We start from the raw sequence: 22,107 nt of genomic DNA on the forward strand, positions 1-22,107 counted from the left end.
AGCGTCGCCGTCGGGAAGTCATCGAGAGGAATTGCCCATGACACGGAACCCTGCCATCGCCACCAGAACACGCAGCCGGGCCCAGATGATCGCCATCGGTGCGCTGGCCCTCCTACTGATCGCTCTCCTCGGGTTCTACACATTGGTCATTGGGAAGATCGCTGCAGGATCCGAGCAGCTCAATGACGGCGCAGGGCAGGCATCAGCCGGCGCCGGACAGCTCAAGGACGGTGCGGCAAGGCTTGCGGGAGGAGCCGCGGAAGCCGGGACTGGCGCGGCCAAACTGGCTGATGGCGCGTCGAAGGTCCAAACCGGAATCCAGGGCAAACTGGCCCCGGGAGCCCAGCAGTTGAAGGATGGGGCCGACAAACTGGCTACAGGGGCGGTGAAGATCCAGAACGACGTCAACGCCAAGCTTGCGCCGGGAGTCTACAAGGTGGACGACGGCGCGCAGAAGCTTTCGGCCGGGGCTGTGCAGCTCTCCGCGGCCCTGACCCCGACGCCGGCCGGTAACGCCGAAAACAATCTCGCCGACGGCGCCACGCAGCTCAACAATGGGGCGGTCCAGCTCAACAGCGGCGCCGCACAGCTCGACGCCGGGGCTGCCCGACTCGACGCGGGTACCGCGAGTCTGGCGGCTGGCACTGATCAGCTCAAGGGCTACCCGGGTGCCGGAAACGATCCCACCAAGGGAACAGGAACCGCAGCATTGGCCCAGGGACTGCAGCAGCTCGCCGATGCCGCCAACGGAGTCCAGGGAGTGGTGCCCCTCGCAGTGCTGAGGGCCCAGATCAATGCCCTCAACGACGGCGCACATCGCCTTGATGCCGGAGCCGCGCAATTGCAGGCGGGAGCAGGCCAGCTCCAAGCCGGGGCGGGGCAACTGCACGACGGCACCGGAAGGCTCGCCGACGGCACGGGGAAACTGGCGGCAGGAACCGGAAAGCTGACGGCCGGCTTCGCGACGCTCGCCCAGAAGCTCAACAGCCAGGACCCGGCCTCTCCTGGCGTGGTTCTGGGAACCCAGATGCTTGCCGATGGAACGGCAAAGATCCGCGTGGGCATGGACGGCGTTCCGGGCGACCCGGAGCATCCGGGGCTCCTCAAGGCCACGGCCAGCATGACGGATGGAACGTCACGATTGGCGTCGGGCACGGAATCGCTGATGGCGGGCATCAAGGGCAGCCCCGCCGATCCCTCCTCCCCCGGTCTTCTGGACGGCTCCACGGCACTGGCCGCGGGTGCCTCGAAGTTGTCCGAAGGAAACGCCAAACTGGCTGCGGGCTCGGCCCAGCTGTCTACCGGAGCCGACAAACTCGCGGACGGGAATGCCCGGATCGCGGCGGGCACGGCAGAACTCCATCAGGGGGCCGCGGCGGTATCGCCGTCGAGCATGGCTGAAAAGTCAGACACCGGTGCGGCGCTCGGACTTGTGGGGGTCCTGGGTGCCGGCTCCGTGGGCGCGTTTGTTTTCCTTCGGAAGTTCCGGCTCGGCGTGTAGTCGCCGAAGCCAGCCACCGTTCAGGCGAACGGCAAGGTTCAGGCGAGCAGCCGCGACAGGGAATCTATTTCGTGGCCGGAAAAGTCGGACATCGCCTCACCTGTGCGGTTCAGCCAGACGCCTTGCAATCCGGCCGCGGTGGCGCCGTCGGCGTCGAGCAACCGGTTGTCGCCGACGAAGAGCGTCTCGGCCGGAATCGTGCCCAGGCGGCGGACCCCCTCGAGGTATATGGCGGGGTCCGGCTTGGGCACACCAACGGTGTCCGTTCCCACAAGCACCGTGATCCGCGCGAGTCCTGCGCTGTCGAGTTTGACCCGCTGGTAATCGTGGACGTTATTGCTCACGGCGCCATAGGGAATGCCGGCGGCATCCAAAACGTCAAGCACGGGAAGTACGTCGCTGAAGGCCCTCACATAGCTGGGCTGCAGGCGGGAGTAGTCGCTGAGCCATGTGTGGGAGTCCTCGCCGCCAAGTTCGACGCCGAAATGCCCTAGCGCCGCGCGGCCACGCAGGAGTCGCTGCTCGTTGAACGTTAACTCGCCTGCGAGGTAGCGGTCATAGAAATGCGTCGTTTCGTGAGTGAATATCCGTCCGAATTTCTCCCACCCGGCCTTGTCCAGGCCGGGCAGGAGATGTTCGCTGACGTCACGCAGCGCCGTGGTCATGGCGTATTCGAGATCCACCAGGGTGTCGTCAATATCGAAGAGGACACCCCGGACCGTGCCGAAGGATTCCTGAAGTGCGCTGATCACGGCGAGCCTGGACTAGCCACGGAACGCGCGCAAGCGGGTGAGCGAGGAGTCCTTGCCCAGGATGACCATGGATTCAAAAAGCGGTGGCGAGATGCGGCGGCCGGAAATGGCCGTGCGCACGGGTCCGAACGCAAGGCGCGGCTTGATGCCGAGGTCCTCCACCAGGGCCTGCTTGAGCGCCGTCTGGATGCTTTCTGCGGTCCAGTCCTCCACGGGTTCCAGGGCGGCCAACGCAGCGTCCAACACCTCGGCCAGGTTTTCGGGAAGACCCTTGCGGGCATCGTCCGCGACGTCGATCTGGCCGTCCTGCTTGAAAAGGAAGGCGAGCATCTCGGGTGCCTCGCCCAGAAGGGTGATCCGTTCCTGGACCAGCGGCGCGGCCTCTTCGAGAATCTCTTCCTGGCGCGGGGTCAGGATCTCCCCCACGAAACCGGCAGCACGGAGGTAGGGAACGAGCCGCTCGCGGAAGTCATCAGGGGTGAGCATACGCACATGCGTGCCGTTGATCGCTTCGGCCTTCTTGATGTCGAAGCGCGCCGGGTTGCCCAGGACATCGTGGATGTCGAAGTTGGCCACGAGCTGCTCCACGGTGAAGATGTCCTCGTCGGCGCTCAGGGACCAGCCCAGGAGCGACAGGTAGTTGAGCAATCCCTCGCGGATGAAGCCTCGCTCGCGGTGCAGGAAAAGGCTCGATTCCGGATCGCGTTTGGACAGCTTCTTGTTCCCCTGGCCCATGACGTACGGAAGGTGGCCGAACTCCGGCATGTATTCGGCGACGCCGATGGCGTACAGCGCACGGTAGAGGGCGATCTGACGCGGAGTCGAGCTAAGCAGGTCCTCGCCGCGCAGGACGTGCGTGATGCCCATGAGGGCGTCGTCGACCGGGTTCACCAAGGTGTACAGCGGTGCACCATTGGCCCGCACCACGGCAAAGTCTGGCACGGAGCCCGCCTTGAACGTGATCTCCCCGCGCACGAGGTCATTGAAGGTCAGGTCTTCGTCCGGCATACGCAGGCGCAGCACGGCCTGGCGGCCCTCGGCCTTGTACTGGGCGAGTTGCTCCTCCGTCACATGGCGGTCGAAGCCGTCGTAGCCGAGTTTGGGATCCCGGCGGGCAGCCCGATGCCGGGCTTCGATTTCGTCAGGAGTGGAGTACGACTCATAAATGTGACCGCCGGCCTTGAGCTTGGCGATGACGTCCTGGTAGATGTTGCTACGCTGCGATTGACGGTACGGTTCATGCGGTCCACCGACCTCGACGCCCTCGTCCCAATCGATGCCGAGCCACTTCAGCGCATCAAGCAGCTGATGGTAGCTTTCCTCGCTGTCGCGGGCCGAGTCAGTGTCCTCGATACGGAAAATCAGCTTGCCTCCGGTGTGCCGGGCGTAGGCCCAGTTGAAGAGGGCCGTACGGATCAATCCGACGTGCGGGGTTCCCGTGGGCGAGGGGCAGAACCGGACGCGGACCGGGGTTTCGGCGTTCACCGCAGGAATTGACGAAGAAGATGAAGAGTTCGACGCAGCAACAGTAGTCATAATGGTTCCAACTTTACCGCCTGCTCCATGCCTGTTTTCGCCTGCTGCTTGACCGGCGCCGAGCAGCAGGCGGACCGTCACGCCTTCAGCGGCGGACTACCGGATTGGACAAGCGGCCGATGCCTTCGATCTCGATCTCGTAGCGATCGCCCTCCTGGACCAGGCCGACGCCGGCCGGAGTACCGGTCATGATGACGTCGCCGGGCAGCAAAGTGAATGCTTGCGAAACGATCGCCACGAGTTCACGCACGCTGCGGATCATCTGATTGGTGCTGCCGTCCTGGCGAAGTTCGCCATTGAGCCAACCCTTGATGGCCAAATCCTCGGGGTCGAGCTCGGTCTCGATCCACGGACCCAGGGGTGCGGAGGTATCGAAGCCCTTGGCACGCGCCCACTGCAGATCCGTTTTCTGGACGTCGCGGGCCGTGAGGTCGTTTCCGCAGGTATAACCGAAAATGACATCGTCCACGCGGTCTTCGGGCACGTCCTTGCAAATGCGGCCGATGACGACGCAGAGTTCCGCCTCGAAGGAAACTTCCTCTGAGAACTCGGGCAACACAATGGGGTCGTTTGGGCCAACGACGGCCGTGTTCGGCTTCAGGAAGAGCAGGGGATGCTGCGGAACTTCATTGCCCAGTTCCCGGGCGTGATCAGCAAAGTTCCGGCCGACGCCGATCACCTTGCTGCGCGGAATGATCGGTGCCAGCAGGCGCACGTCTTCGAGCTTGTGGCGGACCGAGGTCCGTTCGACGCCGTTGAAGAAAGGATCGCCGTGAATGACAGTGATGACTTCACTGCCGGGCTCACCTTCGACGACGCCGTAGACGGGATCAGAATCAACAACAAACCGAGCGATACGCATGGTTTCTAGCGTACAGTCCGCAAGCGGTCGGTTAGCGCGGCCGGTACGCGCCCCAACTGCGGACAGTGTCCGCTAACTGCGCAGATAGTCCAATTGCGCGGCAACCGAGGTTTCCGCGGCCCAGCGCACGGAAGGATCGACGTCGGGATACACGGCATCGGTGACAGCCTGGACCTCGGCCTCCGCCCCGAGTCGTGCGAGGGCCTCACGGATCTGGTCCAGGCGCATCTCCCTGTGGGCGCGATACTCCCGGCACACGGCGTCCACCGCCGGCAGGACCGGCCCGTGCGCGGGCAACAGAGTTGCCGGACCAAGCCCTTCGAGCGTGTCGAGGCTCGCGAGGTAATCCCCTAGCCTGCCGTCGGGATAGTCCAGGACCGTGGTTCCGCGTCCCAGTATCGTGTCGCCGCTGAGCACAGAGCCGTCAGGCCCGTCGCCGGGAAGATGGAAGCACACTGAATCAGAAGTGTGGCCCGGCGTGGCCAGGACGTGGATCTCCACCCCGGCTGCCTTGATAACCTCGTCACCGCGGAGCGGCTCGCCACCGTGGCAGTGCGCCGGGTCCGCCGCACGGACGGGTGCGCCGGTGAGTTCGTGAAAGCGCGCGGACGCCTCGGTATGGTCCTTGTGGCGGTGGGTGATAAGAACTAGCTCAACCGTTCCGCTGGCGGCCAGGACGGCGAGATGCATCTCGTCGAGCGGCCCGGGATCAACGACGACCACTCCGGTAGCGTCCGGGGCGGCAATGACGTAGGAGTTGGTTCCATCGAGGCTCATCGGCCCCGGATTGGGTGCCAACCGTGAGCGGGTGAGGAAACTGGTGTTCTGGAAAAAGGCGTCATTGACCGGATTCACGATTCCATCTTGGCACATGTCACAAGGCCGGCTGCCCAAGTTGGAGCAGTTGCACAGCGAGCAAAGCCGGCACACGACGTAGCATGGTGCCAAGGCGTCAGCACAAGCCCAGTCGATGAACGGATCGCCGGCAGGGCTGATTTACAGCTCGGATTGCCTTGAATGGATGCAGAGGAGTGGTCGAATTGTTGCGGACTCAAATCCCTCGAAGAGGACTTCTCTGGACCACGACGGCGATCGCAACCGTTTGCCTTTCCGTTCTCGCCACCCTTAATGCTTGTTCGTCCGACGCCGGACCCCGCGCTGCCGCGTCCGCAAAACAGCCAACAGTCGTGATCATCGGAGATTCCCTCAGTACCGGACACGGCACGTCACCCGCCGACGCGTGGCCGAACCTCATCGAGAACGATCCTGTTTTTCAACAGTTCCAGGCAACCATCGTCAATGCGGCACAGGATGGAAGCGGTTATGTCAGCGTCGGCGACGACGGATCGACCTTCGGTTCCCAAGTGGACGGGGCAGTAACGGACTCCACGCGTTTGGTGGTGTTCTTTGGCTCCGAAAATGACATGGGTGCTGCCCCGGGAGAGACCCAAGTTGCAGCCGCTCGGGCCTTTGCGTCGGTCAAGGTCCGGGCTCCCCGCGCCGACGTCCTGGTGATTGGTCCACCGTCGTATACGAGTACGCCGGAATCGGAAAGACTCGAGATACGGGACCAGGATAAAGCCGCCGCCCAGCAAGCAGGCGCCAGATTCGTGGATCCGATTGACCTCGGCTGGATCATGGAGGATACCGAGAACCTCATCGGGCCCGACGGCGACCACCCCTCCGAGGCCGGTCAGAAGTACCTGCAGGCCAAAATGGAAGCACTCATCGAACCACTGATTCAAAGGCCCCAGCCCCAGTAACCCCAGCCCCTGGCCTCCGGCCAGCCGACTGTTCCCCGGTGAAACGCCGACGGCGGCCTTCCCACCGAAGTGGGAGGGCCGCCGTCGGGCATTGCGGAAGCCGCCAAGCCTTACGCGAGGCGGGTGAGCCAGCCGTGCTTGTCCTCAACCGTTCCGGTCTGGATGCCGAGCAGCTCCTGGCGGATCGCCATGGTGGTCTCGCCTGCCTTGGCGTCCTCGGAGCCGATGAACTCGGTCTTGTCCTTGAGCACGCCGATGGGCGTGATGACGGCCGCGGTTCCGCAAGCGAAGACCTCGGCGATCTCTCCTGTTGCCACGCCTTCCCGCCACTCGGCGAGGGTGATCTTACGTTCGGAAACCTCGCGGCCCATGTCCTTGGCCACCTGGATGACGGAGGACCGGGTCACGCCTTCAAGGATGGTTCCTGTGAGCGCCGGAGTGACCAGCGAGCCGTCCTTCATAACGAAGAAGACGTTCATGCCGCCGAGTTCCTCGATGGCGTCGTCATTGAAGTGGTCCAGGAAGAGGACCTGCTTGCAGCCGTTCTCCTCGGCTTCCATCTGGGCGATCAGGGAGGCAGCGTAGTTTCCACCACATTTGGCAGCACCGGTGCCGCCACGGCCGGCGCGGGCGTATTCACGGGAGATCCAGATGGACACCGGCTTGAGCTCGCCGCCGAAGTAGTTGCCGGCCGGAGACGCGATGACCCGGAACGAGACCTCGCGGGCGGCGCGGACACCCAGGAATGCCTCTGTGGCGATCATGAACGGGCGCAGGTAAAGGGCTTCGCCGTCGCCCGACGGAACCCATTCCTTGTCCGCCTGCACAAGTTCGCGGATGGCGCCGAGGAAGTATTCCTCGGGCAGTTCCGGGAGAGCCAAGCGGCGGGCCGACTTGTTCAGGCGGGCGGCGTTGGCCTCGGGACGGAAAGTCCAAATGGAGCCGTCGGCGTGGCGGTAGGCCTTTAGTCCTTCGAAGATCTCCTGGCCGTAGTGCAGCACTGCCGCCGAAGGATCCAGGGAAATCGGCCCGTAGGCCTCGACGCGGGCACTGTGCCAGCCGCCCTTGCCCTCGGTGTCAACGCTGTAGTCGACGATGACAGTGTTGTCGGTGAAGTAGTCGCCAAATCCCGGGTTTGCCAGGATCGTCGCACGCTCCTCAGCAGATTTCGGGGTCTCCGAGAGCTGCTGGCTGAATTCGACGCCATGGGCAGTCTGAGTCATGTTTCCTCCAGTCGGCCACCTGGCAGTGCGAACCATCTCTTGGAGGATATGGTTCAGCGACGGACCACGGCAGCAGGTAAATAATTCAAGTAAAGCTTACGCCCGGGTGCAGACCCTAAAGTGCCAGTACAGGCCCTAAAGTGCGGCTGCGATAGCGTCGCCGATGGCCGCGGTGCTGCGGGTTTCGCCGCGGCGGCTTTCGATGTCAGCCACGACGGCGGCTTCGATCCTGCGGGCGGCTGTGGTGTAGCCGAGGTGGTCAAGCAGCAGGGCTGCGGACAGGATGGCGGCGGTTGGATCCGCTTTCTGCTGGCCTGCGATGTCCGGGGCGGATCCGTGGACGGGTTCGAACATGGAGGGCGCGGTGCGGTCCATGTTGATGTTGCCCGAGGCCGCCAGGCCGATGCCGCCGGTGATTGCCGCGGCGAGGTCCGTGATGATGTCGCCAAAGAGGTTGTCGGTGACAATGACATCGAAGCGGGAGGGGTCGGTCACCATGAAGATCGTGGCGGCGTCGATGTGCAGGTAGTCGTGGGTGACCTCGGGGAATTCCTTGGCCACGGCCTCAACGGTGCGCTTCCACAAGTGGCCTGCGAAGACCAGGACGTTGTGCTTGTGGACGAGGGTGACATGCTTGCGCGGACGCTCGCTAGCGCGGCGGAAGGCGTCCCGGACTACGCGCTCGACGCCGTGGGCCGTGTTAAGGGATACCTCGGTGGCGACCTCATGGGGGGTCCCTCCGCGCAGCGTACCGCCGTTGCCGACGTACGGACCCTCGGTGCCTTCGCGGACCACGATGAAATCGATGTTGCCGGGGTTGGCCAGTGGGCTGCCCACCGTGCCATAGAGCCGCGAGGGGCGCAGGTTCACGAAGTGGTCCAGGCTGAAGCGGAGCTTGAGCAGCATCTCGCGTTCGATGATGCCTGAAGGAATGCGGGTGTCCCCCGGGGCCGCGCCGACAGCGCCGAACAGGATGGCATCGCGGGTGCGCAGATCGGCCAGGACCTCGTCGGGGAGGGTTTCGCCGGTTTCAAGCCAGTGCTGGGCCCCAAGCTTGTATTCGGTCTGCTCCAAGGTGACGCCTTCTTCGGCGGCAACCTTTTCCAAGACCTTGAGGGCTTCGGCAATGACTTCGGGGCCAATGCCGTCGCCGGGAATGACGGCCAGGTTGATCGTTGCGGCGGGTTGCGTTGCACTCATGTTTTCAGACTGCCAAGGCATCCACATTCTGGTCAAAATCGTCTCAGCATTTGAACTCTCGGGAGCAGTTACCGGCCGGGAACGGGTGAAGCAACCACGGCGACATTCTTGCCCCAGAGATCCTGTGTGTAGCAGCTGATCAGGACCAGGCGGTTGGGCACCGCCGTCCAGATGGGACTGTCCTTCAAAGTCGATTTTGTGTACGTCGTGACGGACTCGACTTTGTATGTCATCGCTCCCGTTGCCGTGGCAACTTGGAGCTCATCCCCCGGGGCTGCTGCGTAGCTGAGATGGTTGAACGGCGCGTCGAGGCCTTCCCAACTGTGCCCGATCACGTACGTGGTATTCGTCGATCCCGCCCCCGGGGTTCCGAACGGACTGAGCCAATATCCATCCATCGTCTCCGGCGGCTCAATGCTGTGCCCGCCAGTTTCAGCGGGATCCGGTTGCAGCGGGTGAACCGCCACATTCAGGCCAGCCGCCGGGTAGGTAATCTGCAATGGAGCCGACGCCGCAGGCAGCGGCATTCCCGCCCTGGAGGCAGGTGCGCCCACTTCCGCGTGGTTCGCGGCGGGCTTGATCGGGGGAGCCGACGACGAAAGCAGCGGCGTTCCTGCGTCGAAAGCGGCAGGATTCCCTGGGCCGGATGCACCGTAGACCAGCCAGGACGCAAGCAGCCCCCCGACGCAGATCGCCAACAGGAGAAGATCCCTGGAACTGATCACCAGGCCACGGATGCCGGCTGTGCGAGGCTGCCGCGCGTAGCGGTGACGTGCCATGATCACTCCCGGAGACGGTTAAACAGGTGGATGGGTGCCGCGCATCGTATTGCGGCACCCACCGGGGTTTGCCTAGCGCTCGGCCTTCCGGGCCCGCACACCGCTCCTCAGGACTACAAACGCGGCCACTGCACTGAAGAGACCAGTCAGGCCGGCTAGCCAACCGGGGATCCCTGCGTCCGCCTTCCCGCCAACGGCCGTCTGGACGTTGTAGCCCACATTCGTTATCGCGGCGTCCGGCGCGGCTGCGGCACCGGACGCAGCCGGAATGACAACTGCAGGCACGGGCGCTGCCGGAGCGGCGACGGGTGGAACCACAGGGGGAACGACACGAGTGACGACCGGTGGGGCCACCGGTGGAGCCACCGGCGCCACCTGCTCCACAGGACCCACCGGGTTCACCGGCGGGCTGGTCACCGGCGGACTGACCACCGGATCCACCGGATCCACCGGCGGACTGGTCACCGGCGGACTGACCACCGGATCCACCGGCGGGCTGGTCACCGGCGGACTGACCACCGGATCCACCGGCGGACTGACCACCGGATCCACCGGCGGGCTGGCCACTGGCGTGCTGACCACCCGGCAGCCGGCGTTAAGGATGGCGATGTTTTCCGGGGTGAGGTTTTGCCCGTTGGGCATAAGGGCGCCTGCGTTTGCAGGAACAATATCGTTGGTGTCGGCGACATGCGCGGACAACGCCGCCAAGCTGATCGTCACTGCGACGTATGGGTTCGACGCCGAATGCGTGGCGTGGCAGATGGTGATCTTGTCTGAGGGCGCAGCGTTCGCCGACACCGTGGCACCCAGCAATCCCAGGCCCACGACCCCCATAGTCGCAATAGTCCGTTTCATTTCGGTCCCTCCAACCACATAAGGTTCGAGCTGACCAGACCTTGCGGAGTAACCGTCTTCGAGACCCTGGAAAGACAAGTACGGGAACCTCAACCAGCGAGATGAATCTTGACAGTTACTCCCCAGAAAGTGTCATCAGTTCGCTTGCTTTTCAGGCTAGGTTTCGTTCTCCTGATTAACGCGAGTGACGGGTACGCGTTAACATGCGGGAGCCAGTGCGCTTTGTCCCGGCTACTACCTGCTCCGGGTGGGTCACCACTTGTCAACGCGATGGCACCACTCGGAAATCCAGCGGCCCGCCGGATCCGCCTCCTGACACCGACCGGTCATGGAACGGGAAAGGAACACCCCCTCACCCGGTGAGGTGAGGGGGTGTCACGCACCGCAAAATGAGCGAGCGTTCCGGGAAAGGGCCGTATAGGTGCGCGAGCGTTTGGTCTTACGGCACCAAAAGTGAGCGAGCGTCTAAGTCTCGGCGGGCTCCTCGTAGCGGGGGAAGACCGGGGCCGGCGCCGGGAGCTGGGTGCCGGGGACGATCGGAGTTCCGATGGCAGCGAACTGGCGGGCCTCGCCTTCGGGCTGTCCCAGCGCCTCAAGCAGCTTGGCTGCCGACGTCGGCATGATCGGTTGGGCGAGGATCGCTACGATGCGGACAACTTCCAACGTGACGTACAGAACCGTGTTCATGCGCTCGACGTCGGTCTTGCGCAGCACCCACGGGGCCTGCTCGGCGAAGTAGGCGTTGGTGTCACCGAGCACGGCCCAGATTGCCTCGAGGGCACGGCTGAATTCCTGCTTCTCGAAAGCAGCGCGGGCCACGTCCAGCAGTCCGCCGGCCTGGGCCAGCAGCGCGGAATCCTCGGCCGACAAATCGCCGGGAACGGGAACCTTGCCTTCGCAATTCTTGGCCACCATGGACAGCGAACGCTGAGCCAGGTTGCCGAAGTTGTTGGCAAGGTCGGCGTTCATGCGGCCCACGATTGCCTCGTGGTTGTAGCTGCCGTCGGCGCCGAAGGGCACTTCGCGGAGGAAGAAGAAGCGCACCTGGTCCAGGCCGTACTGCTCCACGAAATCCTTCGGAGCCACCACATTGCCGAGGGATTTGGACATCTTGACGCCATTGTTGGTCAGGAAGCCATGGATCATGACCCTCTTGGGCAGTTCCAGGCCGGCGCTCATCAGGAACGCGGGCCAGAAGATCGCATGGAACCGGGAAATATCCTTGCCAATGACGTGGACGTCCGCCGGCCAGAACTTACGGAACGCCTCCGATTCGGCATCGGGGTAGCCGACCCCCGTCAGGTAATTGGTCAGGGCATCAACCCACACGTACATGACGTGCTTGTCGTTCCCCGGTACCGGGACACCCCAGTCGAAAGTTGTCCGGCTGATGGACAAGTCCTGCAGGCCCTGCTTGACAAAGCTGATGACTTCGTTGAAGCGGTACTGCGGGGCGCCGAATTCCGGCTGCTCCTCGTACAAAGCCAGCAACTTATCCTGGTAAGTGGACAACCGGAAGAAGTAGCTCTCCTCCGCGGTCCACGTCACTTCGGTGTCGGTACCGCGCGAGTAACGGACGCCGTCGTCCTTCAGGACAGTCTCATCCTCGGTGTAATAGGCTTCGTCGCGGACCGAATACCAGCCCTCGTACTTGGACAGGTAGATGTCCCCCTTGGCTTCCATCTTCTTCCAGATGGCCCGGGAGGCAGCGTAGTGATCTTCATCCGTGGTGCGGATGAAGCGATCGTACGAGATGCCCAAGGCAGCGTGTGCGGCCTTGTAGATTTCGGCATTCCGGTCCACGAGTTCCTTGGGGGTGATGCCTTCCTTTTCCGCCGCCTGGGCAATCTTCATGCCGTGCTCGTCCGTACCGGTCAGGAACATCACGTCGTAGCCGTCGAGGCGCTTGAACCGGGCCATCGCGTCGGTGGCAATGTACTCATAGGCATGGCCGATGTGCGGCTCGCCGTTCGGGTACGTAATGGCAGTGGTGATGTAGAACGGGGGTTTTTCTGGAGACGTCACTCTACGAAGTTACCTTCTCTTGGAGATGGAAAGACCGGACCGGCCGCATATGACGGCCGGTCCGGAAGCATCGGCTACTAGATCAATTCAGTCAGCGTATCGCTGAGCCGGACCAGCTCGTGGTCGTGCGACGCCACCAGCACGGCAATACCGTCGTTGGTGGTGTCCTTCAGGATGCTGATGATGCGGTTGGCAGAGGTACGGTCCAGGCTGGCCGTGGGCTCGTCCACCACCAGGACGCGGGTGCCCAGGATCAGGGCGCGCGCGATGGCAACACGCTGGCGCTCACCGCCGGACAGCTGCGCCGGACGGTGGCGCATGCGCCGGCCCAATCCGACCAGGTCCAGCAGGTCCTTGGCCATTTCGGTGCGCTGCTCCACTTCGCCGTCGGGAACGGCCGGCAACAGCACGTTCTCCAAAGCACTCATGCCATCGATCAACGCACCGCCCTGGTCCACGTACCCGATCAGGGCGCGGCGGCGGTCGGCGATTTCGTCGTCGCCCATCTTCTCGAGGGAGTCGCCTTCCCAGAGGACCCGGCCCGACGTCGGAAGCGTGAGTCCCGCGCCCACCGTCAGGATGCTGGTCTTGCCTGAGCCGCTTCGCCCCGCGATGCAGTGCATCTCGCCGGCATGGAGGGTGAGGCTGAAGTCCTCGACGACCGTGACCGGCTCGGCCCCACCCTTGTCCCCGCCATAGCGGATGGTGATGTTGCTCAACTGCAGGGGCGTAGCGTGGTCCGCCGCCCTGACGATGGTGTTGGCGCGCGTCTGGAACGACTCGTCGGCGGATTCCGTGGTCGAGGTCAGATCGGGATTGAGATTGTCAGTCATTTGACCACTTTCGTTGCAATGGGAATCCAGCAAAGTACGGCCAGCACTCCGGCCAAGGCGGCCCATAGTGCTGCATAGGGAGCGAGCAGCAGGCCTATGCCCAACGCCCCTAGGACGCCCAGGATCAGGGCCACAGCGCCGACCAAGGCATTTTCGAAGAATCGGACCTGGCCCAGCATGTCCGGGTTCCAGCCCATGGCCTTGAGCGTGCTGAGTTGCTCGCGCCTGGCCTGGAGTTCGAACCGACCTGTGACCAAGGTCAGCACGAGGCCCACGAGAACCCCGCTGACTGCCAGGATGACACTCGGCAGGGCGACGGCGGCTGACGCCAGTCCGCTGAGGGCGCTTGCTCCCGCTGCGCGTGGGATGTCGATGAGCAAGGCGATCAGGGCACCAACGGCCGCTCCGAACACGCCCACGGCTACGGCCAGCGACACTGAGCTGAAACGGTGGGTGACCAGTTGGCGGTACGCAAACGTTAGCGGCGAATCCACGGCGATGAGGCGTTCATCGTGTTGTGGTTCCTGGTCCACGACGTCCCGGTGCCGCAATTGCTGGGCCGCGATGTAGGCGGCAGCAGAGTAAAGCACCAACACAGACGCGGAAACAATGACCGTTGCCAGGTTCCAGCTCAGAAGGCTCAACGCAATGCCTGCCAGGGCAACGATCGCCGCACCGATACCGAATTCCTCGAGGACCCAGCTGCGGATCTTCCTTTGGGTCCAGCCCATGGCCCGAAGGATCCCGGCTTCGCTTCGTCGTTGACGGATGTAGCTGACGGTGGAAGCGCCTGTCAGCAAGGTGGCTCCGCACAGCGCCAGGAAGAGAAGGGTGATGTTGGTGCCGGTCAGCGAGCCGGAGACGGCATCTGCCGCATCCTGCCGGACCCACGACTGCTGGACCGTGCCGAGTGCGGACTCCTTGCCGGCGTCGTCCTTGGAGTAACCGGGGACGAAGATGTTGGCGTCCTGACGCGCAGAACCGGCCACAACCGTTGCTTCGAGTCCCAGGTCGCGGATCCGGGCTGCGAGCTTGTCGACCTCCGGCTGAGCCTGCTTCCAGTTGCCGGCGGCACTTGCGCGAACCCGGACGGCATCGATCACGTTGGCGTTGGTGTTGTATCCGCGGGCCGCGGCAAGGCCGTAGTAGTCGGTGATGGCACCGGCAGACTGGCTCACCAAGCCCGTGGCGCTCAGCGAGGGCTTGAGGCCTTTGGCCGCGGTGTCATTGCCTGAGGCGTCCTTCTGGAGCGTCATCGGGGCGGGGTCGTAGCCACCCAAGGGCAGCTTATTGACGTCGCCTGCTGCTTTCTGGATTTGGGCAGGATCAAATGTCCCGTAGACCATCGGCAAGGGAGTGGCTGGCTTGGATCCGGTAGGAAGGTTCTCACGGTACGAGCGCTCATCGACGGGCTTGCGTTGGGCCTGGTCCACGATCGCCCCAAAGGCCGACTTTTCGGGCAGCTTGTTGACAGTCACCCAGTCACCCGGCGTGGCGGACTTGCCGACGGCGCCATTCGCGGAGGTGTCGCCATCCTTGTACTTGGGTGCGGCCGCGAAGTCCGTGCTCCACTGGGCAGGCTGGTACAGGCCTTGGCTGAAGTTGCCGGTGTTACCGAGCAACTGGCTGTGGTCGGTGGATCCGGGCCACTGCAGGGCGAACGGCGACTTTGACACGAAGGGCAGGTAATCCTTGTCGAGGGAACGCGAGACAGTGCCGACGTCATTGACGACCTTGCCGGAATCATCGATTTCCTGGATCTTCACCGAATACTTCAGGTCAAGGGAAGTTCCCTGCCGGACGATCAAGGGAATGGCCTGCGAGGCATCCGTGATCTGGCCGGACAACTTGGCCTGCTGGTACTGCGTCATGAGGGGCGCCCAGTATTTGAGCTTGACGCCGAGGAAGTCCGGGCCCTGTTCGAGCTCTTGCTGCGTGGGGCTCTTGGCGAAGAGTTGCTCAAAATAGCGTCCGATGGCGCCAGCGTTGCGGGTGTCGGCCGGCGGTGCCTTTTGCAGAGGTGCAAGGAAGTCGCCGGCCGAGCCGAGGAGGGCACGTTCTGCTGTCGGGTCGACCGCAACCACGGATTCGGTGACCTGGGGAGCCATGGGAAGCGCCACCGAGAGGTTGAAGAGGTTGTGCTCGGAGCCACCTGCAGGTGCAGGGAACTTGATCCCGGTCTCCCCTGCCGGGCCGGCAATGCGGATGCTCTTGCCCCCGGCGGTCTGCTGCTCAATGACTTGGCCCTTGCCCAGGGCGCCTTCAGCGCTGGTCTGGAAGAGGGTTTGCTGGGACACTCCGTCGGAGCTCACGGCAGAGGCTGTCAGGCGGTACTTCTTGGGCTGGGCGGGAAGGACGGATTCCGGCGCGGGCCACTTCTTGGTGTCAGTTCCTGTGGGGTCTCCCGCAGTGGCACCACCAGCCAGCCCTGCGTTGTAGCCGAGGTAATCCATCGCATCAAGCCGCGGGGTCTCCAGGTTCTGCGTCACCCGGGAGACGAGGCTGATGGGCGCTGCAACGGACGTGCCACCCAGCCCACGGATCTTCTCGAGTTGCTGGAAGCTGATGCCACCCTGGCCGTTGGCGATGTCCGGCTGGATGAGTGCCCCGCCAGCTTTGTTATTCCCGGCTTTGGCTTGCACCAGGATGTCGTACAGGCCCCGTGAGTTCTCATCCACCGTCCGGTTCAGCGCGGCCTGCGACTGGCTCTGGATGAATACGGACAAGCACATGGCGACGATCAAAATGGCCGCGGTCAACAGCAGCACGCGGCTTCTGATGAACCTCTGGACGGCGTTCATAGGGCTCCCTGAGTCCTGGATTGCGGGTGCGCACACGGCTCTCCCTGAAACCATGCCGAGGCAATAGGAATCCATTGGGTGTGTGCAAAAGGTATTGGCCGGCCTGCCGCCGGATCCGAATTTCGGACCAAGCCATTGTAGGCAGACCGGCCAATGATATGTGGCCGATGTGAACTGCGGCACACGATTCTAGCTCAAACGGTTCGGATTCTAGTCCTCCAGATCCACTTCACGAACCATGTCGGCGCCGATGCCGGCCTTGATTGCTTCAAGGACCTGCTGCGGCACGGAAGTGTCGATCGTCAGCAGCGCCAGGACCTGGCCGCCTTCACTCTGGCGGGCCACCTGCATGCCGCCGATGTTGATGTTGTTCATGCCGAGGATGTGGCCGATGGTGCCAATGACGCCCGGACGGTCAGCGTAAGAAACAACCACAAGGTGCTCGCTGATCGGGATTTCGACGTCGTAGCCGTTGACGCCCACAAGCTTCTGGACCTGCTTGGGCCCGGTGAGGGTGCCGGCCACGGAGATCTGGGAACCGTCGCTGAGTGCGCCGCGGATGGTCAGGACGTTGCGGTAGTCCTCAGCCTCCGACGTCGTGATCAAGCGGGTGTTGATGCCGCGCTGCTCGGCGATGACGGGTGCGTTGACGTAAGAGACCTGCTCGGTCACGACGTCGGCGAACACGCCTTTGAGGGCGGCGAGCTCGAGGACCTTCACGTCCAGGCTTGCGATTTCGCCCGCAACTTCGACGTCGATCTGCGTCAGGGACGCGTGGGTCAGTGCTGTGAAGATCCGGCCGAGCTTTTCGATGAGCGGAATTCCGGGCCGAACCTCGGAGGCGATCACACCGCCGGCAACGTTGACGGCGTCGGGCACGAGTTCGCCGGCAAGGGCGAGGCGCACAGACTTTGCCACGGAAACCCCGGCTTTTTCCTGGGCTTCATCGGTGGAGGCACCCAGGTGGGGGGTCACGATGACGTTGTCCATGCCGAAGAACGGCAGGTCGGTGCTCGGCTCCTTGACGAACACGTCGATACCGGCGCCGGCGATCTGACCGTCTTCCAGGGCCTCGTGAAGGGCTTCCTCGTCGATCAGGCCACCACGGGCCACGTTGACCACGTAGGCCGTTTCCTTCATCTTCTTGAAGGCATCGGCGCCCAGCATCCCCACGGTTTCCGGGGTCTTGGGCATGTGGATGGTGATGAAGTCAGACTTCTCCAGCAGTTCGTCCAAGGTGACCAACTTGACGCCGAGCTGGGCTGCCCGGGCCGAGGTGATGTAGGGGTCGTAAGCCAGGATCTCGGTTTCGAAACCCTGGAGGCGGGCAGCCACGAGGGCGCCGATGCGTCCAAGGCCGATGATGCCGATCTTCTTTTCGAAGAGCTCGATTCCCGTGTACTTGGACCTCTTCCACTCGCCGCCCTTGAGGGCGGAGCTGGCCTGCGGGATGTGGCGGGCAAGGCTGAGGATGTGTCCGACCGTAAGTTCGGCTGCGGACACAATGTTCGACGTCGGGGCGTTGACCACCATGACACCGGCTTGGGTTGCGGCCTTGATGTCCACGTTGTCCAGGCCGACGCCGGCGCGGGCGATGATCTTGAGGTTCTTGGCTGCGGCAATTGCCTCGGCGTCCACCTGGGTGGCTGAACGCACCAGGATGGCGTCGACGTCGACGATTGCGGAGAGCAGCTGGGAGCGGTCCGCACCGTCGGTTTGGCGGATCTCGAAGTCCGGACCAAGGGCCTCGATCGTGGCGGGCGAAAGTTCCTCAGCGAGGAGTACTACTGGCTTGGTGCTAGTCACCGGTGACCTCTTTAGCTCTCTTTTTCAGGTGGGGTTTTGGTGAAACGATTCTTTGACGACGAAGGCCGGACCCGGTATACCGGGTCCGGCCTCCATGCCGGGCGGCTTCATTTCGAGCCTATCCCGAACGGCGTTCTGTGTTGAATTGCTACGGCGTCTGCCGCGGCGTCAACGGGTGCCTCTTATTAGCGGGCTGCAGAGCCTTCGACGTAATCCTCGTCCTGCTGCTGCCAGGAGAACAGGGAACGCAGTTCCCGGCCGACACCTTCGATGGGGTGCTTCTCTGCCTTGGCACGCAGCTCCTTGAACTCGACTGCACCGTTGTCCTGGTCGTCAATGAAGCGCTTGGCGAACGCGCCGGACTGGATGTCGGCGAGGACGCCGGCCATGTTTTCCTTGACGCGGGGATCGATAACACGCGGGCCGGAGACGTAGTCGCCGTACTCTGCGGTGTCGGAAACGCTCCAGCGCTGCTTGGCAATACCGCCTTCCCACATGAGGTCAACGATGAGCTTGAGCTCGTGAAGCACCTCGAAGTAGGCGATCTGCGGCTGGTAGCCAGCCTCGGTCAGGGTCTCGAAGCCGTACTGGATCAGCTGGGAGACACCGCCGCACAGGACGGCCTGCTCGCCGAAGAGGTCGGTTTCGGTCTCCTCGGTGAAGGTGGTCTTGATGACACCGGCGCGGGTGCCGCCAATGGCCTTGGCGTAGGACTTGGCCAGATCCCAAGCGGAGCCGGTGGCGTCCTGCTCCACGGCGATGATGTCCGGAATACCGCGGCCGGCTTCGAACTCGCGGCGCACGGTGTGGCCCGGAGCCTTCGGTGCGATCAGGATGACGTCAACACCCTCCGGTGCCTCGATGTAGCCGAAGCGGATGTTGAAGCCGTGTGCGAAGGCCAGGGCCTTGCCGGCGGTCAGCTTGTCCTTGATGGAGTCGTTGTAGATCGAGCGCTGGTGCTGGTCCGGCGCCAGGATCATGATGACGTCGGCCCATTCGGCGGCGTCGGCAACGTTCTTGACCGTGAAGCCTGCGTCCTCGGCCTTGGCGATCGACTTCGAGCCTTCCTTGAGCGCGATGACAACCTCGACGCCGGAATCGCGCAAGTTCAGCGCGTGGGCGTGGCCCTGGGAACCGTAGCCGACAATGGCAACCTTGCGGCCTTGGATGATCGACAGGTCTGCATCGTCGTCGTAGAACATTTCAGTCACTTGCGTAACTCCTTTGAGTGGATTTCTTTGTAGATATTGTCTGTAGTGCGTTGTTGGGCGGCTACGCGGTACCTAAGACGGTGTCTTACTCAGTGTCTTAGGCGCTGCGTAGAGCCCTGTCACTCATGGAGCGGGATCCCCGTCCAACGGCCAAGGTGCCGGACTGCACGATTTCGCGGATGCCGAATGGCTCGAGCACAGAAAGCAGCGCCGCGAGCTTTTCCGGGGTACCGGTTGCCTCGATAACCACCGAGTCCGTGGAAACGTCAACCACTGAGGCACGGAACAAGTCTGCAGCTTGGGTGACTTGCAGGCGTGTCGCGGCATCCGCACGTACCTTGACCAGGATGTGGTCACGTTGCACGGAAGATTCTGGGGTCAGCTCGACAATCTTGATCACGTTGATCAATTTGTTGAGCTGTTTGGTGACCTGTTCGATGAGGTCGCCGTCGGCGTCGACGACGACGGTCATGCGGGAAATCCCGGAGACCTCGGTGGGGCCGACGGCGAGGGAGTTGATGTTGAAGGCGCGCCGGGCGAAGAGGCTGGCCACGCGGGTCAGCACGCCGGGCTTGTCTTCGACCAGAACGGACAGTGTGTGACGGCTCATGGCTAGTCCTCCTCTTCCCATTCCGGGGTCATGTTGCGGGCAACCTGGATCTGGTCGTTGGAGACTCCGGTGGGGACCATCGGCCACACCATGGAGTTCGGGCTGACCACGAAGTCGATGACCACAGGGCGGTCATTGATTTCCAGTGCCTTCTGGATGGTGGCGTCGATGTCCTCGTCCCGCTCGCAGCGGAACGCGGCGCAGCCGTACGCGTCCGCCAGCTTGACGAAGTCCGGGATACGGACGGTGTCGTGGCCGGTGTTCAGGTCGGTGTTGGAGTAGCGGCCTTCATAGAAGAGGGTCTGCCACTGGCGCACCATGCCCAGCGAAGAGTTGTTGATGATGGCAACCTTGATGGGAATCTTGTTGATGGCGCACGTGGCCAACTCTTGGTTGGTCATCTGGAAGCAGCCGTCGCCGTCGATCGCCCAGACCACGCGGTCCGGTTCACCGACCTTGGCACCCATGGCTGCCGGCACGGCATAACCCATGGTTCCGGCGCCGCCGGAGTTCAGCCAGGCATGGGGACGCTCGTACTTGATGAATTGGGCGGCCCACATCTGGTGTTGGCCAACGCCCGCAACGTAGATGCCTTCCGGACCCGTGAGCGCACCGATGCGTTCGATGACCCGCTGGGGGGCACTGAGTCCATCTTCGGGTTCGGTCCAACCCAGGGGGTAGGTATCGCGGAGGTTGTTGAGGAATGCCCACCAACTGTCGAGATCCGGGGTGCCGGATAGTTCGAAAGCGGTCCGGACGGCCTCGGTCAGTTCCGGAATGATCTCCTTGACGGAGCCCACGATCGGAACGTCGGCCACGCGGTTCTTGGAGATCTCCGCGGGGTCAATGTCCGCGTGGATGACCTTTGCATGCGGAGCGAAGGTGCTGAGGACCCCCGTCACCCGGTCATCGAAGCGCGCACCAAGGGTGATCAACAGATCGGACTGCTGCAGTGCGGTGACCGCCGAGACGGTGCCGTGCATGCCCGGCATGCCGACGTGCTGGGGGTGGGAATCCGGGAACGCTCCCCGGGCCATGAGAGTGGTCACCACGGGCGCGCCCGTCAGCTCCGCGAGTTCGCGCAGCTCGGCCGAAGCATGTGCCTTGACCACACCGCCACCTACGTACAAGACGGGCTTGCTTGCCGCGGCGATCAGACGGGCCGCTTCGCGCACCTGCTTGTTGTGGCCGCGGACCACTGGGCGGTAGCCCGGCAGATCGATCTTGGGCGGCCAGGAGAAGGTCATGGTGCCTTGCTGGGCGTTCTTGGCGATGTCCACCAGTACCGGTCCAGGACGGCCTGTGCTGGCGAGGTGGAAAGCCTCGGCCATGACGTGCGGAATGTCGTTGGGGTCCGTCACCAGGAAGGAGTGCTTGGTGATCGGCATGGTGATGCCGACGATGTCCGCTTCCTGGAAGGCATCCGTGCCAATGACGGAAGCCGATACCTGGCCGGTGATGGCGACGAGCGGCACGGAGTCCATGTGGGCATCCATGATGGCGGTAACGAGGTTGGTGGCACCGGGGCCCGAGGTGGCGATGCAGACGCCAACCCGTCCGGTAACCATGGCGTAGCCTTGGGCTGCGTGGCCGGCTCCCTGTTCGTGACGGACCAGGATGTGATTCATCTTGGAGGCCATCAAAGGGTCATAGGTGGGGAGGATCGCGCCACCGGGCAAACCAAAAATATCGTCCACGCCGAGTTCTTCGAGCGAGCGGACAATAGCTTCCGAGCCGGTCATCACCGTTGGGGGTACAACGTTGTTCGGCCCGAGTACAGGAGAGAGAGTTGCAGCATTGTCGACGACGGCGTCAGCCGGACGGTCGACCTTATCCGGAGCTTTGGGGGCTCCAGCGGACTTTGCAGCCATCAGCGAGGGGCTGATCGGCGATCCTTTGCTCATCGGACTCTTCCTTTGGGGATCTTCAATTAGTGAAAGTTACTGCTTGGGTACTGCGTTCGTGCGGGTTCTTGCTGAATGCGCTGTCCCCCGCGGGAAATAAAAAAACCCCTCAGCCTTGCGGCTCTTCGAGGGGTTGCGCGTGACGGTTCGTTACCAGTCGGGCTAGGAGGCCACGCGCTTGGTAAGTACGACAGTGCCCACGGTGGCGCCGACAGTAACGAATGCGATCATGCGTTCAGTGTTCCCTCTTTGTGAGATAAGTGTCAAACGATGAAGATGTCATCTCACTATGTGGACCTCTTTGTCCACGGATTGGTCCTACCCCGGCCCCTCACCCAAGTGACTCGCAGTTGTTGTCGTTATGAGACGGGCAAAGTCAACTGGTCAGAGCAACGCTCGGGTTTAGGCTGCCTGCAGCAGCTGGTTGAGCCGGTTGGCTGGGGTTT

At 63.2% G+C, this 22,107-nt stretch carries 17 protein-coding genes; 2 read left to right on the forward strand and 15 right to left on the reverse strand.

The window, feature by feature from the left end; genetic code table 11:
• The first annotated feature begins 37 nt into the window (after positions 1-37).
• Entirely contained in the window at positions 38-1,501 is a 1,464-nt protein-coding gene (locus tag OOZ51_RS16675) for a hypothetical protein (protein ID WP_265980889.1), read from the forward strand.
• A 38-nt stretch (positions 1,502-1,539) separates the two neighbouring features.
• Here OOZ51_RS16675 and OOZ51_RS16680 read toward each other — a convergent pair whose 3' ends face one another.
• The 4 genes from OOZ51_RS16680 to OOZ51_RS16695 all read right to left on the reverse strand — a co-directional run bounded on the left by OOZ51_RS16680 (position 1,540) and on the right by OOZ51_RS16695 (position 5,506).
• Positions 1,540-2,253 (reverse strand): HAD family hydrolase, encoded by a 714-nt coding sequence (locus OOZ51_RS16680; protein WP_265980890.1) that lies wholly within the window; start codon positions 2,251-2,253, stop codon positions 1,540-1,542.
• Between the two features lie 12 nt (positions 2,254-2,265).
• On the reverse strand, positions 2,266-3,789 hold the full coding sequence (gene gltX / locus OOZ51_RS16685; RefSeq protein ID WP_265980891.1) for a glutamate--tRNA ligase: 1,524 nt from the start codon (positions 3,787-3,789) through the stop codon (positions 2,266-2,268).
• 85 nt (positions 3,790-3,874) lie between these two features.
• A complete protein-coding gene (locus OOZ51_RS16690; RefSeq protein WP_265980892.1) occupies positions 3,875-4,651 on the reverse strand; it encodes a fumarylacetoacetate hydrolase family protein in 777 nt (258 codons plus the stop codon).
• Positions 4,652-4,723: 72 nt separating this feature from the next.
• Positions 4,724-5,506: an MBL fold metallo-hydrolase gene (locus OOZ51_RS16695; protein ID WP_265980893.1), complete on the reverse strand. Its 783-nt coding sequence runs from the start codon at positions 5,504-5,506 to the stop codon at positions 4,724-4,726.
• A gap of 332 nt (positions 5,507-5,838) precedes the next feature.
• On the opposite strand from OOZ51_RS16695, the gene OOZ51_RS16700 reads away from it, so the two are divergent.
• Complete coding sequence (locus OOZ51_RS16700) at positions 5,839-6,414, forward strand: SGNH/GDSL hydrolase family protein (RefSeq protein WP_265980894.1); 576 nt, start codon at positions 5,839-5,841, stop codon at positions 6,412-6,414.
• Between the two features lie 110 nt (positions 6,415-6,524).
• Here OOZ51_RS16700 and OOZ51_RS16705 read toward each other — a convergent pair whose 3' ends face one another.
• The 11 genes from OOZ51_RS16705 to OOZ51_RS16755 all read right to left on the reverse strand — a co-directional run bounded on the left by OOZ51_RS16705 (position 6,525) and on the right by OOZ51_RS16755 (position 21,661).
• Positions 6,525-7,637 carry a branched-chain amino acid aminotransferase gene (locus tag OOZ51_RS16705; protein ID WP_265980895.1) on the reverse strand — a complete coding sequence of 371 codons (1,113 nt, stop codon included), beginning with the start codon at positions 7,635-7,637 and terminating at the stop codon, positions 6,525-6,527.
• Between the two features lie 135 nt (positions 7,638-7,772).
• Positions 7,773-8,837, reverse strand: a complete 1,065-nt coding sequence (locus OOZ51_RS16710; protein ID WP_416346401.1) for a 3-isopropylmalate dehydrogenase — start codon at positions 8,835-8,837, stop codon at positions 7,773-7,775.
• Between the two features lie 68 nt (positions 8,838-8,905).
• Positions 8,906-9,616: a class F sortase gene (locus tag OOZ51_RS16715; RefSeq protein WP_265980897.1), complete on the reverse strand. Its 711-nt coding sequence runs from the start codon at positions 9,614-9,616 to the stop codon at positions 8,906-8,908.
• 72 nt (positions 9,617-9,688) lie between these two features.
• Positions 9,689-10,471: a hypothetical protein gene (locus tag OOZ51_RS16720; RefSeq protein WP_265980898.1), complete on the reverse strand. Its 783-nt coding sequence runs from the start codon at positions 10,469-10,471 to the stop codon at positions 9,689-9,691.
• Positions 10,472-10,936: 465 nt separating this feature from the next.
• Positions 10,937-12,496: a methionine--tRNA ligase gene (metG, locus tag OOZ51_RS16725; RefSeq protein WP_265980899.1), complete on the reverse strand. Its 1,560-nt coding sequence runs from the start codon at positions 12,494-12,496 to the stop codon at positions 10,937-10,939.
• 77 nt (positions 12,497-12,573) lie between these two features.
• Entirely contained in the window at positions 12,574-13,329 is a 756-nt protein-coding gene (locus OOZ51_RS16730) for an ABC transporter ATP-binding protein (RefSeq protein ID WP_265980900.1), read from the reverse strand.
• Positions 13,326-16,130, reverse strand: coding sequence for an ABC transporter permease (locus OOZ51_RS16735; protein ID WP_265980901.1), 2,805 nt, complete (start codon positions 16,128-16,130; stop codon positions 13,326-13,328). Before OOZ51_RS16735 ends, OOZ51_RS16730 begins: the two co-directional genes overlap by 4 nt.
• Before the next feature lie 210 nt (positions 16,131-16,340).
• Positions 16,341-17,936 carry a phosphoglycerate dehydrogenase gene (serA, locus tag OOZ51_RS16740; RefSeq protein ID WP_265980902.1) on the reverse strand — a complete coding sequence of 532 codons (1,596 nt, stop codon included), beginning with the start codon at positions 17,934-17,936 and terminating at the stop codon, positions 16,341-16,343.
• Positions 17,937-18,121: 185 nt separating this feature from the next.
• On the reverse strand, positions 18,122-19,147 hold the full coding sequence (gene ilvC / locus OOZ51_RS16745; protein WP_265980903.1) for a ketol-acid reductoisomerase: 1,026 nt from the start codon (positions 19,145-19,147) through the stop codon (positions 18,122-18,124).
• A 97-nt stretch (positions 19,148-19,244) separates the two neighbouring features.
• Entirely contained in the window at positions 19,245-19,757 is a 513-nt protein-coding gene (ilvN, locus tag OOZ51_RS16750; protein ID WP_236811607.1) for an acetolactate synthase small subunit, read from the reverse strand.
• 2 nt (positions 19,758-19,759) lie between these two features.
• On the reverse strand, positions 19,760-21,661 hold the full coding sequence (locus OOZ51_RS16755; RefSeq protein WP_265980904.1) for an acetolactate synthase large subunit: 1,902 nt from the start codon (positions 21,659-21,661) through the stop codon (positions 19,760-19,762).
• Between the last annotated feature and the right edge of the window lie 446 nt (positions 21,662-22,107).

The sequence above is a fragment of the Arthrobacter rhizophilus genome (assembly GCF_026241105.1).
In the GTDB taxonomy this organism is placed as follows: Bacteria; Actinomycetota; Actinomycetes; order Actinomycetales; family Micrococcaceae; genus Arthrobacter.

What these genes read in the sequence shown, in the direction of transcription:
- OOZ51_RS16675 (WP_265980889.1), top strand. Translation starts at nt 38, where the DNA reads ATGACACGGAACCCTGCCATCGCCACCAGAACACGCAGCCGGGCCCAG.
- gltX (WP_265980891.1), bottom strand. Translation starts at nt 3,789, where the DNA reads ATGACTACTGTTGCTGCGTCGAACTCTTCATCTTCTTCGTCAATTCCT.
- OOZ51_RS16690 (WP_265980892.1), bottom strand. Translation starts at nt 4,651, where the DNA reads ATGCGTATCGCTCGGTTTGTTGTTGATTCTGATCCCGTCTACGGCGTC.
- OOZ51_RS16705 (WP_265980895.1), bottom strand. Translation starts at nt 7,637, where the DNA reads ATGACTCAGACTGCCCATGGCGTCGAATTCAGCCAGCAGCTCTCGGAG.
- OOZ51_RS16710 (WP_416346401.1), bottom strand. Translation starts at nt 8,837, where the DNA reads ATGAGTGCAACGCAACCCGCCGCAACGATCAACCTGGCCGTCATTCCC.
- OOZ51_RS16715 (WP_265980897.1), bottom strand. Translation starts at nt 9,616, where the DNA reads ATGGCACGTCACCGCTACGCGCGGCAGCCTCGCACAGCCGGCATCCGT.
- OOZ51_RS16720 (WP_265980898.1), bottom strand. Translation starts at nt 10,471, where the DNA reads ATGAAACGGACTATTGCGACTATGGGGGTCGTGGGCCTGGGATTGCTG.
- OOZ51_RS16730 (WP_265980900.1), bottom strand. Translation starts at nt 13,329, where the DNA reads ATGACTGACAATCTCAATCCCGATCTGACCTCGACCACGGAATCCGCC.
- OOZ51_RS16735 (WP_265980901.1), bottom strand. Translation starts at nt 16,130, where the DNA reads ATGAACGCCGTCCAGAGGTTCATCAGAAGCCGCGTGCTGCTGTTGACC.
- ilvN (WP_236811607.1), bottom strand. Translation starts at nt 19,757, where the DNA reads ATGAGCCGTCACACACTGTCCGTTCTGGTCGAAGACAAGCCCGGCGTG.
- OOZ51_RS16755 (WP_265980904.1), bottom strand. Translation starts at nt 21,661, where the DNA reads ATGAGCAAAGGATCGCCGATCAGCCCCTCGCTGATGGCTGCAAAGTCC.